The organism is Metabacillus kandeliae (assembly GCF_021166585.1).
In the GTDB taxonomy this organism is placed as follows: domain Bacteria; phylum Bacillota; class Bacilli; order Bacillales; family Bacillaceae; genus Metabacillus_B; species Metabacillus_B kandeliae.
In genome coordinates this window covers 75516-90799 of sequence record NZ_JAJOZE010000008.1, presented here as the reverse complement: position 1 = coordinate 90799, position 15284 = coordinate 75516, and the positions used below count along the sequence as shown (strand labels likewise).

The 15284-nt window shown below is 46.5% G+C and carries 10 protein-coding genes, 1 pseudogene and 1 riboswitch; of the genes and pseudogenes, 9 read left to right on the top strand and 2 right to left on the bottom strand.

All coding sequences use genetic code 11. The features are described 5' to 3' along the window. Positions 1 to 18 precede the first annotated feature (18 nt). Complete coding sequence (locus LRR81_RS15565) at positions 19 to 1821, bottom strand: DNA/RNA non-specific endonuclease (RefSeq protein WP_231790309.1); 1803 nt, start codon at positions 1819 to 1821, stop codon at positions 19 to 21. A 474-nt stretch (positions 1822 to 2295) separates the two neighbouring features. Continuing rightward, the gene (gene ppc / locus LRR81_RS15560) at positions 2296 to 5061 is read right to left on the bottom strand and encodes a phosphoenolpyruvate carboxylase (protein WP_231790308.1); all 2766 of its coding nucleotides are present in this window, start codon (positions 5059 to 5061) and stop codon (positions 2296 to 2298) included. 177 nt (positions 5062 to 5238) lie between these two features. Between ppc and LRR81_RS15555 the strand changes: the two are divergent. The 9 genes and pseudogenes from LRR81_RS15555 to LRR81_RS15515 all read left to right on the top strand — a co-directional run bounded on the left by LRR81_RS15555 (position 5239) and on the right by LRR81_RS15515 (position 15206). After that, a pseudogene (locus LRR81_RS15555) lies at positions 5239 to 5907 on the top strand (SDR family NAD(P)-dependent oxidoreductase). Beyond that, on the top strand, positions 5888 to 5959 hold the full coding sequence (locus LRR81_RS21440; protein WP_408631616.1) for a hypothetical protein: 72 nt from the start codon (positions 5888 to 5890) through the stop codon (positions 5957 to 5959). The pseudogene LRR81_RS15555 and the gene LRR81_RS21440 overlap by 20 nt, the downstream one beginning before the upstream one ends. Positions 5960 to 6494: 535 nt before the next feature. Continuing rightward, positions 6495 to 6956, top strand: a complete 462-nt coding sequence (locus tag LRR81_RS15545; protein WP_231790306.1) for a MarR family winged helix-turn-helix transcriptional regulator — start codon at positions 6495 to 6497, stop codon at positions 6954 to 6956. 12 nt (positions 6957 to 6968) lie between these two features. Further along, a complete protein-coding gene (locus LRR81_RS15540) occupies positions 6969 to 8594 on the top strand; it encodes an MDR family MFS transporter (RefSeq protein WP_231790305.1) in 1626 nt (541 codons plus the stop codon). A gap of 109 nt (positions 8595 to 8703) precedes the next feature. Then, positions 8704 to 8805: riboswitch (purine riboswitch) on the top strand. Between the two features lie 123 nt (positions 8806 to 8928). Further along, positions 8929 to 10122 (top strand): nucleoside transporter C-terminal domain-containing protein, encoded by a 1194-nt coding sequence (locus tag LRR81_RS15535; protein WP_231790304.1) that lies wholly within the window; start codon positions 8929 to 8931, stop codon positions 10120 to 10122. 120 nt (positions 10123 to 10242) lie between these two features. After that, positions 10243 to 11622 carry an acyclic terpene utilization AtuA family protein gene (locus LRR81_RS15530; RefSeq protein ID WP_231790303.1) on the top strand — a complete coding sequence of 460 codons (1380 nt, stop codon included), beginning with the start codon at positions 10243 to 10245 and terminating at the stop codon, positions 11620 to 11622. After that, positions 11606 to 11920: a DUF4387 domain-containing protein gene (locus LRR81_RS15525; protein ID WP_231790302.1), complete on the top strand. Its 315-nt coding sequence runs from the start codon at positions 11606 to 11608 to the stop codon at positions 11918 to 11920. The genes LRR81_RS15530 and LRR81_RS15525 overlap by 17 nt, the downstream gene beginning before the upstream one ends. 13 nt (positions 11921 to 11933) lie before the next feature. Beyond that, entirely contained in the window at positions 11934 to 13091 is a 1158-nt protein-coding gene (locus tag LRR81_RS15520; RefSeq protein WP_231790301.1) for an ADP-ribosylglycohydrolase family protein, read from the top strand. A gap of 15 nt (positions 13092 to 13106) precedes the next feature. Next, positions 13107 to 15206, top strand: coding sequence for an ADP-ribosylglycohydrolase family protein (locus LRR81_RS15515; RefSeq protein ID WP_231790300.1), 2100 nt, complete (start codon positions 13107 to 13109; stop codon positions 15204 to 15206). The last annotated feature ends 78 nt before the right edge of the window (positions 15207 to 15284 follow it).

The following is a 15284-nucleotide window of genomic DNA, read 5'->3' as shown; positions in this document are numbered from 1 at the left end:
GGACAGCTCCTTTTTCTATTAAAGCTTGATATCAGCAGAGCCCTGGATTTCATAACCGGCGGAAGCTTCAATATTGCCGATCGGATCATATTTCTTAAGATCTTTAAAATTCAGTCCAGTCAGCGTTTCTACCTTTGCGACAGGAATTTGATAGGTTTTATAGGGACCATAGGCAAATTCCAAATTGCCGATCAGGTTTTTCTGTGACTGAAGGTAGGCGGTAGCCGACAAACTGCCGTCGCTTTTCACCATAACCGCGACCTTCCAAAATTCTGCGGGAATCTTCACTCCGCGGTAAACCAGGTCATCCTCCCGGAAAACAGGACCTGTAAAAACAGTAGCCTTCATTTTTTCATTTTCCGCATTCGATAAAAGATAGTCCTCAAGTTCAAGCCATGTTTTTTGATTTAGATTGCTGTGCTGCGGAGAGCAGTTCGTAAAATGGAAGGTATCCTGATTCGCTTTCTCTGCCTCAGGCCCCCAGTCAGGATCTCTCCGGCGCACAAGATGCCCCCGGTCAAGCGGATTGTTTTTATACAGCTCAGGCCCGCACTGAAGACTTTGGTCAATCCTTGGATCGAAATACCACTTATCCCCTTTTCTGGGAACATCTTTGATCTTGCTGCCATCAATGTTCACCGCTGTATAAAAGGCAATGCGGCGGGACTTGCTCATGACAATGGAGAAATGAGTATAATCAAGAACCTTGCCTCCGCCTTCCACAGGGGTAATATCACTCTCTAAATCAGCTTTAAAATCGGGATGGGGAACAGCGTTCTTTTTCCCGAGAAAATCCGGATCATATCCCTTCGCATCCTTGTAATGATCTTTGTTCAGAACCTCTGTAACCAGAATCTCTTCCTTAGCCTTTTCTGCTTCAGGCTCCATATCCTTTAGTAGAAAATCAGCTAGCTTTTTCATTTCCTCCGGCAAGTTCCCATGTGCTGCAGATAAGGCTTTTACAAGGCTGCTGATCCTTACACCCTCATTGGCAATGAACTTTGAACTGTCATCAGGATCAGGTACCCCTGAATGATGCAGTGCGATCACATTCCACTCATCATTCATCACAGGCGACCCTGATGAGCCTTCTTTTGTATCAGAGGAATAATGGATAAAATCATCGAACACATCCGTAATTTGATTATCCCTGAGCGCTACAGATTTCGGTGCCCCTGATGGATGCTGAATAATGGAAGCACATTCGCCGACAAGCGCTTTCCCTGATTTTGCATACAGCGGCAAATAGCCGAAATGGGAAACAGGAGTCCCATTAGAGGAAGTCTCCTCAATTGCGACCAGCGTATAATCCAGCTTCTCATCTGTCAGGAAAAACCGCTTTGGATCAATGCGGAAGTTCTCTATTTTCTTCTCTTTCAGCTCAAGATCAAGTTCATAGTTAAATTGCGCAAGACTGAACTCTGCAGCTGCCGCATCATTCAGCACATGATTATTTGTCAAAAGAAGAGAAGGCGAAACTAAGAAACCTGTCCCATAACCGAGTATGCGGCCGATATTGTCACGGACTTCAATCCGGCACACTGACTTGCCTGCCCGCAAACCGGCTTCCAAATAACTGATTGGAAACAAATCATCCCTATTAATGATCCTCTCAAGCGCAAACCCGTCCCTCGGATGAATAAGAGAGGCGCGAAACGCAGCCCTGTCAGGCGAATCAACCTCAAACGGATTTTTCGTCTCCAGCTGTGCCGCCATTTTGTTCCTTTCCTTTGACCGTTTCTCAAAGCGCTTCATTGCCTCCTGCTGCTGCTTTTCCCGAAGCTCTTCCTGAACATTCCGCCACTCTGCCAATCTAGCCATGAATAGGATCCTCCTTGAAATAGAGTAAGATTTTTTTCCTCCATCCAGAACAGCTGATCTCTTTTATCGAACTAATGTTCGGTAAAGTAATTATAATAAATTGTTCGAAAATTGACAACGGGCTAATTGACTAGTTGGCAGGTGGGGTGGAGTGCCTGTCCCCGTTTGCATAAGGGGACCTGGCCCTCACTGCGTTAAAGGAATACGGGACAGGTGCATACTGCTCGTAACCCTTTATTTACAAGGAATTCAGAACAAGGGACAGGTCTTTCGTGCACTAATGAAAAAAGGGCCAGGTACCAATTGTGCGGTACCTGGCCCTCAATACGTTAAAGCGTAAGGGGACAGCGATACAATGATTCGACACCAAGGAGGACAAAGGATTTTGCCTCTTGTGCCAGGCCTTTATTCCTGCAGTGCAGCAGGGGACAGGTCACCCCTTGATTGGGGGGACAGAGACCCCAAACCCATAAATCAGCCTGTATTCCGCAGCCCTGCCGCAATTCCGTTAATCGTGAGCAGAACTTCTCTCAGCAGATCATCCTTAAGGGAAGCATCCTCTTCTTTCCGCAGCTTTCTAATCACTTCTACCTGCAGGAAGCTGAGCGGATCGACGTACGGGTTTCTGAGACGGATGGAATCCTTGATGTTTGGAATATTGTCCATCAGGTTTTCCATTTTCGTCATGCTTAAAATGACTTGTTTTGTTGTGTTGTACTCTTCTTCAATCGTTGAGAAAATCCTGGTTGCGATGGTTTGGTCATCTACAATGGCTGTATATTCTTTTGCTGCAGTTAAGTCTGCCTTCATTAGGGCCATCTGCAGATTATCGATGGTGGATCTGAAGAAGGACCATTTTTCATACATTTCCTGCAGAATGGCGAGATTTTCTTCATTTTTAGCAAAAGCGGCAAGTCCTGTGCCTGCTGCGTACCAGGCTGGGATGAGCTGGCGGCTTTGCGTCCATGCGAAGACCCATGGGATGGCGCGCAGGTCTTCGAATTTGGCGCTGCCTTTTCGGCTCATCGGCCGCGAGCCGATGTTGAGAGAGCCGAGCTCAGGCAATGGTGTCGCCTGGTTAAAGTAAGTCAGGAAGTCCTTGTCGCCAAAGACGAGCTGCTGATATTTCCGCAGAGAATCAGCTGAAATGCTGTCCATAATTTCTTCCCATTCTTTGTTTTGCCCGCTTTCATGAGCTTGGCCGCTTGCCGCTTCTGCAGCAGAGATGAGCAGTGTTGATGCAGCCTGCTCAAGGCTGCGATAGGCGATATCATACACAAGGTAGCGGGAGGATAAAATTTCTCCCTGCTCAGTAATTTTAAAGCCGTCACCAAGCGTTTCAGGAGGCTGGGAGAGAATGCTCCGGTGCAGCGGACCGCCTCCGCGGCCAAGAGAGCCGCCTCTGCCATGGAAAAATTTCAGTCTGACGTCATATTCTTTTGCCATGGAGTGAATTTCCTGCTGTGCTTTGTACAGCTTCCAGTTGGCTGTAAGCGTGCCGCCGTCCTTGGAGCCGTCAGAGTAACCGAGCATCACTTCCTGAACACGGTTCAGCTTCGACAAATGCTTTTGATAAAAATCCATTTTAAAGAGCTTTTCCATGATTTTCGGTCCTGCTGTCAGATCATCGATCGTCTCAAGAAGCGGAGCCACGTTTAGCTTGCTCTCAATGCTGCCGTCTTTTGCGACTTTATAAATACCTGCTTCTTTGGCAAGCACCAGCACTTCAAGCAAATCGCTTGCTGACTCTGTCATGCTAATAAGGTAAACCTGAATCGCGCGCTCGCCAAATTCCTCGTGCGCTTTTTTGATCATGTGGAACACATTGACAATCTCATTTGTTTCTTTTGTATAGGTTTCCGTAGGCGAAATAAGCGGCCGCGGATCCTGCAATACTTTTTCAAGCAGGGTTAGCTTTTCTTCTTCGCTCAAAGAGGCATAATCCTCTGCGAGATTTACAGCAGAAAGAATCTCCGCAATGGCTGCTTCATGCTCGCCGCTGTGGTTACGGACATCAAGCGAAGCAAGGTGAAAGCCGAACAGCTCTGTCTGACGGATCAAATGATCAAGATTTTTCTGCTTAAAGCCCTTTGGATAGTGCAGTTCAAGGCTTCTTTTAATGAGCTTTAAGTCTGCTAAAAATTCTTCGGAGCTTTGATAGCCATGATCGGACTGACCGGCAAGCTGCAATTTTTTAGCCATAATGGAAATCTTGCGCCTGTAGGCTTCATGCTCAACCGCCCAAATCTCGTGATCTTCTAGAATGCTTTCTTCTCTAAGAGAGTCGAGCAGCTCTTCATCCATACGAACCTGATGAGAGGACTGGCTGAGCTGGCGTTTAACGGTTATAAGAGACTGGCCGTATTTTTTCAATGCGAGCTGGCGATGTTTTTTCAGCGTTTGCCACGTGATATCAGCGGTTACATTCGGATTGCCATCACGGTCGCCGCCAATCCACGATCCAAAACGGAGAAAGTTCGGAACCTCCCAATCTTCATCTGGATAAGCCTCTCTAAGGCTTCCTTCAAGATCCTCATGAATTCTCGGAAGCACCTCAAAAAGCGTTTCATCAAAATAATAGAGGCCGTTTGCCACTTCATCCATCACAGTAGGCTTTCTGTCGCGCAGCTCTTCTGTCTGCCATAAAACGGTTACTTCATTAAAAAGTTCGCTATGAAGCTCATTTCGCTCGCGCGTGCTTAGCACCTGCTGATCCAGCTGGTCAAGAAGCAGGGCAAGCCGCTTATGTATTTCCAAAACGCTTCTTCTTGTTGCCTCTGTAGGGTGAGCGGTGATGATCAATTCCATTGAAAGACTTTCCAGTGTATTTCTGATTAAGTCAGGTGAAAAGTTCCGTTGTTTCAGCACTCCTGCCACATGTTCAAGAGAGCCTGGCTGTGCCGGTCCGCCTTCAAGCTGATACTGGCGGCGCCTTCTGACTCTATGATTTTGCTCGGCAATGTTCACAAGGTGAAAATAAACCGCAAAGGCCCTAATTACCTGCTGCCTCATCGGCTGCTTGAGCTGAGCAATTTCGTTTTTTAATTCATCATAATAAGTCTTTTCTGAAGTGTTTCTAAGAGATTTAGTAGTTTCCCGGATTTTTTCCACCGTATCAAGCAAAGACTGTCCGCCCTGCTGAACAAGAATCTGCCCCAGCAAATTTCCTAGCATTTTTACGTCGCGGCGAAGCGGAGAACTGTTATCTTCTTCTTTAATAATTTGTGGGATCGATGTCATAGAATCACCTTCTTCCTATCTATTTTGAGAATTTTATGATTATTTGCATTGTAACACAAACCATTCAACAATTGAGAAATCAAGCTTCTGGAAATTAATGAAACAAGGAAAAGGCCTAAGAACAAAGCAGGATGGGTATAGATTATTCGTATAGAAAGATAAAAGGAGGAAGAAAAAATGGGAGCACTTGAAGGGAAAAAAGCCGTCATTATCGGAGGCACATCAGGCATAGGACTTTCAGCAGCGCAGGCATTTTTAATAGAATCCGCAGAAGTCATCATCGCGAGCCGATCGCAGTCAAAGCTGCAGGAAGCGAAGCGCACACTTGGAGAAACTGTAAAAACATTTGAAATCGACTTCCGCAGCGAAGAAAAAACAAAAGCGGTTTTTGAGGAAATCGGGGCAATCGACCACCTTGTTGTTACAGCTGGTGAGGGCACAATGGGCCATTTCAGCGAACTGAAAATCGAAGACGTAAAGGAAGCATTCGACAGCAAATATTGGGGGTAGTACATCACAGTGCTCTCAGCGCTTCCATACTTAAATAAAAAAAGCTCCATCACGCTGACTTCAGGCGTATACGGCATAAGACCGCCTGAAGGCGCATCAACCCTCGCCAGCATCAACTCCGCAGTAGAAGGGCGGATGAGAGGACTGGCAAAAGACCTTGCGCCAATCCGCGTCAATGTCGTGTCCCCGGGCATAGTGGACACACCGCTGTATAATGGAATGCCTGAACAGGAGAGAAAAGGCATGTTCGAAGCAAATGGGGAAAGCTCTCCCTGCAGGCAGAGTGGCCCAGCCGGAGGACATTGCTTCTTCCTATGTGTACCTGGCAAAAAATGAATTTACAACCGGAACGGTCCTGCTGAACGATGGCGGGGCACAGCTGGGATGAGAGGGCAGCAGCGGCTTTTAGGAGCCGCTGCTTTTTATTTGGGAAAAGTGTTGGGCGCGGTGAAAAGTCTCTGACCCCTCTATTAGCAGGGACCTGGCCCTTGTTCCGTTAACGCAGCGGGGGACAGTGGGACATCCTTTTATAACCTAATAGACAGGCATTTAGCCTTTAGGGGGACAGGCCTTTCATACGTTACAGAGCTGGGGGACAGGAGCATGTTAGTGATAACCTGTCCCCGCTTGCTTTACCGCAGCAGGCGACATAGACATGTTCTTGAAAACCTTACTGCCCCAGGTCATTTGACTAGCAGTGCCAGGTCTTTAGTTTGTTAGTGCACTGGGGGACAGGCACCCCTTTAGGATGGGGACAGGTCCGAAATGACCCAACTTCCAGCAACAACCCCCCCAAAAAAAATCAATTTCTTTATATTGACATTTAATTAAATCGGATATATATTTAATTAGGATTAAATATTATAAATGAAAATTATTATAACTTTTAATATTTAAAGGGGAAGAAATAAGGTGGACATCAAATGAGTGCTAAGAAACAATCCATTGATCGGATACAGGCGGGACTTCATACGGCTTTGCATAACATTCAGCCTGAGATGCTGGAAAATTTTCAGCAGCAGGGTGTGACGCCTACGCAGCTGATGGTGTTAGGGTTTATTAAGAAAAGCGGCAAGTGCAAGGTTTCGCAGCTTGTGGATTTGATGGAAGTGAAGCCGAGTGCTGTGACATTTATGGTGGACCGGCTCGAGCAGAATGGGTTTGTTCAGCGGGAGCATGATACGAAGGATCGCAGGGTTGTGAACATTTCCCTGACGGATTGCGGTGAGGATAAGCTGCGGTCTGTGATGGACGGCCGGAAGGCAATCATGGAGAGGTATTTAACGTGCCTTTCAGATGAAGAGTTAGAGAGTTTTGCAGGGATTGCGGAAAAGCTGGCATCTGTTGCGCCGGCGGGAAAAGAAACAGCGGAGAATTGCCGCTAAAGGAGAATAAGAATGACAGCGAGTATAGAAAATCAAAAAAGTAGAACGCTGCTGCTGATCGGCTTGATTATTGCGATGTTTTTCTCGGCGCTTGATGGGACGATTGTAGGAACGGCGATGCCGAGAATTGTTGGGGATCTTGGCGGTTTGAGCATGATGACGTGGCTGACGACAGCTTATTTATTAACGTCCACAACGGTTGTGCCGATTGCTGGTAAACTGGCTGATTTGCTTGGCCGGAGAGCTATTTATGTAACAGGACTTGTCATTTTTATGGCGGGTTCCGTGCTTTGCGGACTTGCTGATAATATGACGGAATTGATTATTTACCGCGGTGTTCAGGGAATCGGCGGCGGTATTATGATGCCGATGGCGATGATTGTTATCGGTGACTTGTTTACTGGAAAAGAGCGTGCGAAATTCCAGGGGGTTTTCGGAGGCATTTATGGTCTTGCTTCTGTGATCGGACCTCAGATTGGCGGCTGGATTGTTGATGCGCTGAACTGGAAATGGGTTTTCTACATTAATCTTCCTGTAGGAATTATTGCAACTGTATTCATTGCATTGGGGCTTCAGGGCCGCAAACAGACTGGAAAAATCAATTTCGATATTGCCGGCATGCTGACAATGATTGTCGGGGTTGTAAGTTTGCTCTTGGCACTAAGCTTTGGCGGCAAGGATTACGCGTGGACTTCATGGCAGATTATCGGCTTGTTTGCTCTTGCTGTAATCGGGCTTGTGAGCTTCGGTTTTGTGGAAACAAAAGCGAAAGAACCGATTCTTCCCATGTATTTGTTTAAGAACAGAACGTTTACGTCTTTGAATTTAATCGGCTTTTTTATGAGCATCGGAATGTTTGGTGCCATTACGTTTGTTCCTTTCTTTATGCAGGGAATTGTCGGGGTGAGTGCGACAGAATCAGGTACGATTATGACACCGATGATGATCGCTATGATCGTGTCCAGTATTATTGGCGGACAGATTGTTTATAAAATCGGGATGAAAACGCAGATTATTGCCGGAATGCTTGTGATGGCAGGCGGGTTTTTGCTGCTGACAACACTCAGCATGGATACAAGCGGGCTCGTGGCTACATCTTACATGGCTGTAATTGGTATTGGCATGGGACTTGTGATGCCGATTCTGACACTAGCTCTGCAGGAAAGCTTTTCGAAAAAAGAACTGGGTGTTGTGACGAGCTCAAGCCAGTTCTTCCGTTCCATCGGGGGTACGTTCGGAATTACAATTCTTGGGACGGTAATGAACAACAGAGCAGGTTCGCTTTTAACAGATAAATTTGTTCCGTTTCTTAATTCATTGCCTGCACAAGCAGGAACATTGGTTACAAGCTTTAAAAAGATGATTGACAGTAATCCTGAGGGGCTGTTCCAAATGCTGTTCAGTCCGGATGCGCTGAAGAAATTGCCTCCTGAGCTTCTTGATAAAATGGTGCCGATTTTGAAGACTTCTTTAATGAATTCTCTTCACAGCGTCTTTTTTATCGGGTTAATCTTCATTGTGGCCGGTGCGTTATGTACATTCCTGTTAAAGCCGATCCAGCTTTCTAAAAAGGATAAATCTCAAATGCAGCAGGAGCAGGAAGCTTCAGAGCTTAAGCCTGTAGGCGATCAGGCGTGATAAATAATACCCGGTTTCCGTCAGCGGAAACCGGGTATTATTTTTTTAGAGTATTTTCCCAATTTTTTAGGATTGTCAGAGACGCAGCAATACATTAAAATAAACCTTACTATCCACAAATTAGTATCCTTGTATAATATCAGTGAAAATGGTCTGATAGTTTCTACCTGGCAGCCGCAAGTGCCGGACTACAAGGAAGTATGACTTGGCACCCATTAATGGGCGAGCTCTTATTTATTCATGCTTCTTTGGCCTGCGGCGAAAAGAGAATAAAATAAGGGCTTTTTCTGTTGGAAATAAAAGGTGTATCAACACCAAAAAGGGAGCTGCTCAAGTGTTCTTTTTACTCAATCTGGCTGGAATCCTCGTCGTCTTAGGAATTGTATACCTCTGTTCTCCTGATAAACCGAAGGTAAGGTGGAGATCCATCGGCATATTGGTGGTTGTGGAGCTGCTGATTACATGGTTTATACTCGGAACTAAAATCGGTTCAAGTGTGATTAATGTGTTTGCGTCATTTTTTTCATGGCTGATTTCTTGTGCGAATGAAGGAATTGCCTTTGTTTTCCCTTCAGTTATGGCAAACAAAAATATTGATTTCTTTTTTAGTGCCCTACTGCCTATTATTTTTATTGTCACGTTTTTCGATATTCTTAATTATTTTAAAATTTTGCCATGGATTATTGATAAAGTAGGCTGGGTGATTTCTAAAATTTCCGGATTGCCTAAGCTGGAAAGCTTTTTCTCGATTCAAATGATGTTTCTCGGCAACACGGAAGCCTTGGCTGTCATCCGCCAGCAGCTGCTGGTTTTAAGAGACCACAGGCTTTTGACATTCGGCCTGATGAGCATGAGCAGCATCAGCGGATCCATCATTGGCGCCTATTTGACCATGATGCCTGCACAGTATATTTTCAGCGCGATTCCGCTGAACTGCTTAAATGCCCTGCTTCTTGCCAGCATCCTTCATCCTGTTCACGTTCCTAAAGAAGAAGATATCGTGTACACTCCTCCTAAAGAGGAACAGAAGGATTTCTTTTCTACGATTTCAAACAGTATGCTTGTCGGTATCCGGATGGTCATCGTGATTATGGCGATGGTGATCGGGTATGTAGCATTAACCGCAGCGCTGAACGGCATTCTTGGTTTCTTCCTTCACGGTCTTACAATACAAAAGATTTTCTCCATATTGTTCAGCCCGTTTGCCTTCCTGCTTGGGCTGCCGGCGAAAGATGCTATGTATGTGGCACAGCTGATGGGAATCAAGATTGCAACGAATGAGTTCGTGGCGATGCTTGATTTGAAAAATCAGCTGAACAATCTCTCTCCGCATACGGCAGCAGTTGCCGTTACGTTCCTCACATCATTTGCAAACTTCAGTACCGTCGGGATGATTTATGGCACTTATAACTCCATTCTTGGAGAACAAAAATCATCGATTATCGGACGGAATGTCTGGAAGCTGCTTGTCAGCGGAATGGCTGTTTCTTTGCTGAGTGCGATGTTTGTAGGTCTGTTTGTCTGGTAATTTTTCATATGCAAGAGTGCGCGCTTTTCAGAGCCGCACTCTTTTTTTATGGCTCAAAGCATAAATGGGAGCATTCTCACTTACATATGAAGTAAGAGCTTGTATGAAAAGGGGATGGAGATGACAAAGGAAATTCATATTCTTTCTCCATGCGGCATGCTTGGCTACGGTTTTCCGGAAAGCTCCTTGTTAAAAGGAATGGAGCAGAAGATTCATGCGATCGCTGTTGATGCAGGCTCAACAGATGCAGGGCCTCATAAGCTTGGCAAAGGAGTGCCGATTGTAAGCAAAAGAGCAGCCAAAAAGGATTTGCAGCTTCTTGTGCGCTATGGGCTTCCAAGGAAAATCCCTATCATTATTGGCTCAGCCGGAGGAGCAGGTGCCGCTGTTCATGTTGACTGGACCGTTCAGATTTTAGAAGAGATCTTGAAGGAAGAAAATCTTGAAGCAAAAACAGCTGTTATTTCATCCGATATCCCACAGGAAAAAGTCCTGAAAGCCATCAAAGAAGGGACAATCGCTCCTCTCAGCAAAAACATTCCAGCATTAACAGAGGCCGGTGTGCTTGAGACTTCTCCGATTGTAGCGCAAATGGGGCATGAGCCGATTCTTGAAGCACTGAAAAGCGGCTGTGACATTATTGTTTGCGGCAGAGCCTATGATCCGTCACCGTTTGCTGCAGTCGGCATCTTTTACGGCAAGGATCCCGGCCTGTCCTATCATCTTGGCAAAATACTGGAATGCGGCGCTCTCTGCGCTGAGCCCGGCAGTGCGAAGGATGCTATTTTGGGGAGCATTGGAGAGGACAGCTTTTCGGTCAGGCCGCTGAATCCAGAGAGAAAGTGCACAGCACTAAGCGTTGCAGCCCACACTTTTTATGAAAAAGAACATCCTTATTTGTTAAAAGGACCGGGATTTCTGCTGGATTTGAAGGATTGTATTTTCAAAGAAAAAGAGAACGGTGAGGTAGAGGTGTCGGGAAGCAGGTATCTGCCGGATTCTGTTTTTAAGGTAAAGCTTGAAGGGGCAAGAAAAACAGCCTATCGAAGCTTTGCGATCGCTGGCATCCGGGATCCTGTTCTGCTCAGCAGGCTTGAAGAAACAGAGGAGCAGGTGAAAAAGCTGACAGCTGAGTATTACGCTGAAATCAAAGAAGAGGACTACAATATCCGTTTTTATAATTACGGCAAGAACGGTGTGATGGGGGAGAAAGAGCAGGCGCCATTCAGCGGGCATGAAGCAGGCGTGCTGATGGAAACAACGGCTTCCACACAGGAACTGGCGTCAAGCATTCTCGCTACCGTCCGCTCGACGTTTCTTCATTACGGCTACCCTGACCGCAAATCAACGGCAGGAAACCTGGCTTTTCCGTTTGCACCGAGTGATGTGGAAGCTGGCCCTGTTTATGAATTTTCTATCTATCACGTAATGGAAACAGAGGAAAATCTCTTTTCTGTCAAATACAGTCTTATGGGAGGTTCTGATGGCGCTTCTTTATGACCTGGCCAGAATCATCCGCAGCAAAAATGCCGGCCCTTTCGAAATCACGTTTGATATCCTTTTTGACTGCCAAAAGACGTACAGCATGGTCAAGCAGTCAGGCATGATTACAAAAGAGAGGCTGTCAGAGCTGTTTTCTGTAAAGGAAGAGGATATTCATCAGCTGGTTTTCTATGATCAGGCACTTGGGTTGAAAATCACGCTTGCCCGGGAGCCTTCCTCAGGATCAGCTGGTGACAGAGATGTTTACGGCGCTCAGCAGCATGTCCCGCTTTACTTGCTTGACATACCGATTTAGAGGGGTTTTAGCTATGATTTCTTTTCAGGAAAGGGTAAGGGGTGCCATTCTTGGCGCAGCATACGGGGATGCGCTTGGAGCTGTTGCTGAAAAGCTGAGCTTTGGGGAAATCAAAGCAAAGTTCGGCAAAGTGGAAAGCCTGCATACGCATTGGTACAAGGATGATGTTCCGGAACAGAAAAACGGCAAGGAGCGGGGCGGCGGCATCGTCACAGATGACACCTTGATGATGCTTGCCCTTATGCGGGTGTATGAAAAAGAAAAAAGGCATTTGGATGCGTATGATTTCGGAAATGAATTCATGAAAGAGATCGCCTTCCGAAAAACATATATACCTGAATTCGGACGAGAGGCTGTCCTGCTTGAGAGGCTTTTCTATCCTGAAAAATATGCTTATACAAGGCACGTTTTGGCAAACTGCGAGCCGAGGGAAGGCGGCATTGGGAATATGGTGAACTGCGGTGCTGCCATGTACATGGCTCCAGTTGGAATCGTCAATGCGGGAAATCCGAAAGGGGCTTATGACGAAGGGATCCTGTTTGCAATGGGGCATCAGCACAGCTACGGATTGGAAGCAGCAGGTGTGATGGCTGCCTGTACAGCTAAGGCGATGGAAACAGGGACAACAGCAGAAGACCTTGTGGAAACGGCCCTGATTTTTGCTAAGGATGGAACAAAGCTTGCCATCGAAGCACTTGCGGAAGAAGCTTTTGCGCTAAAAGCAAAGCACGCAGAAATGGATGAGCTCACAGCATGCCTTCATCGCAGAGTGAAGGAATTTTCTCCAATGGAGGATGATGTGGCAAGAAAGGAAGAGAAGCTGGGGATTCCTTCCGCTCACTATGCTCCCGGAAGACTCCGTTCCATCGAGGAGCTTCCTGTGGCGCTCGCCTTTTTGCTGATCAACGATGGCAGCTTCTATCCTTCCGTCAGGAGCGGGGTGAATTCCGGAAGAGATACGGACTCGATTGGAGCGATGATCGGTGCTCTGGCAGGTGCGATGGATGGGATGAAGGCGGCAGAAGAGGAAGATATCCGTGTTCTTGAATCAGCAAACAGGCTCCAGATGGTAAAAGCGGCTGATTCTTTTAGCGATACAGCGCTTTTCATAATAAAAAATGATTTAATGAGCAGCAAAAAAAGAGAGAGGCTGCTGAATCTGAATGTATAGCGGGGGGGGACCCAGTTGCTGACAGAAGACTATGTGCAAAAGGTTTATGCCGGGTTTTTGGGGATGAATATAGGGATTCGGCTCGGGGCGCCGCTTGAGCCGCCAGAATGGACGTATGAAAAAATTCAGGAAGTGTTCGGAAGCATTGCCTCTTATGTGAAGGACTATAAAAATTTTTCAGCTGATGATGATGTGAACGGTCCTGTGTTCTTTATTCGCGCATTGATTGATGAGGGAAGGAATAAGGAGTTTACGGCAGAGGATGCCGGAAAGGCCTGGCTGAATTATATCAGGGAAGGCATCGGGATGATTTGGTGGGGCGGGGAAGGCATCAGCACGGAGCATACAGCCTACAAGAATATGACGAATGGGATTTTACCCCCAGCTTCAGGCTCTGCCGATGTGAATGGAATGGCTCTGGCAGAGCAGATTGGCGGACAGATTTTTGCTGATTGCTGGGGCCTGCTTTTTCCTGACGACCCTGCCGCTGCTGCCAGGTATGCCGGAATTGCGGCAAGTGTTTCCCATGACCATAACGGTATATACGGGGCTCGGTTTATTGCGGCCTGCATTTCAAGTGCCTTTTCAGCAGAGAGTATGGAAGAGGTCATTTCAGACGGCCTTTACGTGATCCCGGCCGATTCTCTATACTATAAAGCTGTTTTGTCTGTAAAGGAATATTACGAAAAGAACAGCGAAGACTTCAGAGCATGCCATCGCTATGTGATGGAAAATTGGGGGTATGACAGGTATCCTGGTGTGTGCCACATTATACCGAATGCATGCGTCTGCATGATTGCTCTTCTTTACGGAAAAGGGGATTTTTCGAAAACGGTCGAAATCGCTGTGATGTGCGGCTGGGATACAGACTGCAATGCAGGCAGCACAGGCACCATTGCCGGTGTTTTTCAAGGGATTGCAGGCATTCCTGAAAAGTACAGAAAGCCTGTCAATGACACCGTTATTACTTCGAGTGTATCAGGTTATTTGAACAATATCGACATTCCGACCTTTGTGAAAGAGCTGGCAGAGCTGAGTCTGACAAGAAGGGACATAAAACTTCCCCGGGAAATAATTTCGGCAAAAGGCGAGCTCTTTTTTGATTTTAACCTCCCTGGGTCAACACATGGCTTTCGGACGGACAATTCCTTTCGCCTATTGCTGAAGCATACGGATGAGAAAGGCTGGAATTCCCCAGGCGCACTCGAAATTGTTCTGGACAGGATGACCGTATCTGACAGCGGGAAAGTTTATTATAAGCCGTTCTACAGGCGGGCTGATTTTAGCGATGAAAAATATAAGCCGGTCTTTTTCCCGACCATTTCAAGCGGGCAGACGGTATCGTGCAAGCTTTATTTTGACCAATGGAGCGGGGAGCAGGTCTATGTTATTCCATATGTGAGAAACACCTATACTGGGGAAGACTTGCAGCTTCAGCAGATGGACCTTGTCGGGAAAATATGGAACACCATTGAGTTTACTGTGCCTGACAGTGAAGGCGCATGTCTTGACGAAGCGGGCTTCCTGATTGTAACGGAGTCTCCTTTATCAAACAGAGCCTTCGGCAGGATTTTGCTTGATGAATTTCATGTTTTCGGAAATGCCTCCTACTGCATTGATTTTGCAAAACAGGTGACTGAATTTCAGTCTGTAACGCCTTTTTCCCATCATAAAGGAAGCTGGCGGCTGAGCAGAGGCCGTCTTCTTGCTGAAAGCTTAGAAGGCTGCGCGTCTTTTGCGGGAAATTATTATGGCAAAGATTTGCTGCTCAAGGCTGCCATTACTCCTCTGTCAGGAGAATCGCACTGTCTGATTGCGAGGGCAGAAGGGATTATGCGGCACTATCTTGCCGGTTTCGATGGAAAAGGAAGGGTGTCCATTTTGCTCAATGACTTTGGAGTGGAAAGGCTTGCCTCTGTTCCATTTGACTGGGAGCATGGTAGAGAGTATCTCTTGGGGCTTGCGTGCAGGGGAAATACGATCTCACTTACCATAGACGGAACTTTCATTTTGGAGCATCAGAATGACAGGTATGCTTATGGCATGTACGGCCTCGGAATGCTTGATAAAGGGAGCTTTACAGCAGGCATAATGAAAATAACAGAAGTAAATTGACCCGAAGAGCTCCTTCGGGTCGATTTTTACTTTACTGGAAGTTCATGCTGCGCCTCCTTCATAAAAGCTGTCCAAATA

What these genes read in the sequence shown, in the direction of transcription:
- LRR81_RS15540 (WP_231790305.1), top strand. Translation starts at nt 6,969, where the DNA reads ATGACAGCGAGTATAGAAAATCAAAAAAGTAGAACGCTGCTGCTGATC.
- LRR81_RS15520 (WP_231790301.1), top strand. Translation starts at nt 11,934, where the DNA reads ATGATTTCTTTTCAGGAAAGGGTAAGGGGTGCCATTCTTGGCGCAGCA.
- ppc (WP_231790308.1), bottom strand. Translation starts at nt 5,061, where the DNA reads ATGACATCGATCCCACAAATTATTAAAGAAGAAGATAACAGTTCTCCG.
- LRR81_RS15545 (WP_231790306.1), top strand. Translation starts at nt 6,495, where the DNA reads ATGAGTGCTAAGAAACAATCCATTGATCGGATACAGGCGGGACTTCAT.
- LRR81_RS15525 (WP_231790302.1), top strand. Translation starts at nt 11,606, where the DNA reads ATGGCGCTTCTTTATGACCTGGCCAGAATCATCCGCAGCAAAAATGCC.
- LRR81_RS15565 (WP_231790309.1), bottom strand. Translation starts at nt 1,821, where the DNA reads ATGGCTAGATTGGCAGAGTGGCGGAATGTTCAGGAAGAGCTTCGGGAA.
- LRR81_RS15530 (WP_231790303.1), top strand. Translation starts at nt 10,243, where the DNA reads ATGACAAAGGAAATTCATATTCTTTCTCCATGCGGCATGCTTGGCTAC.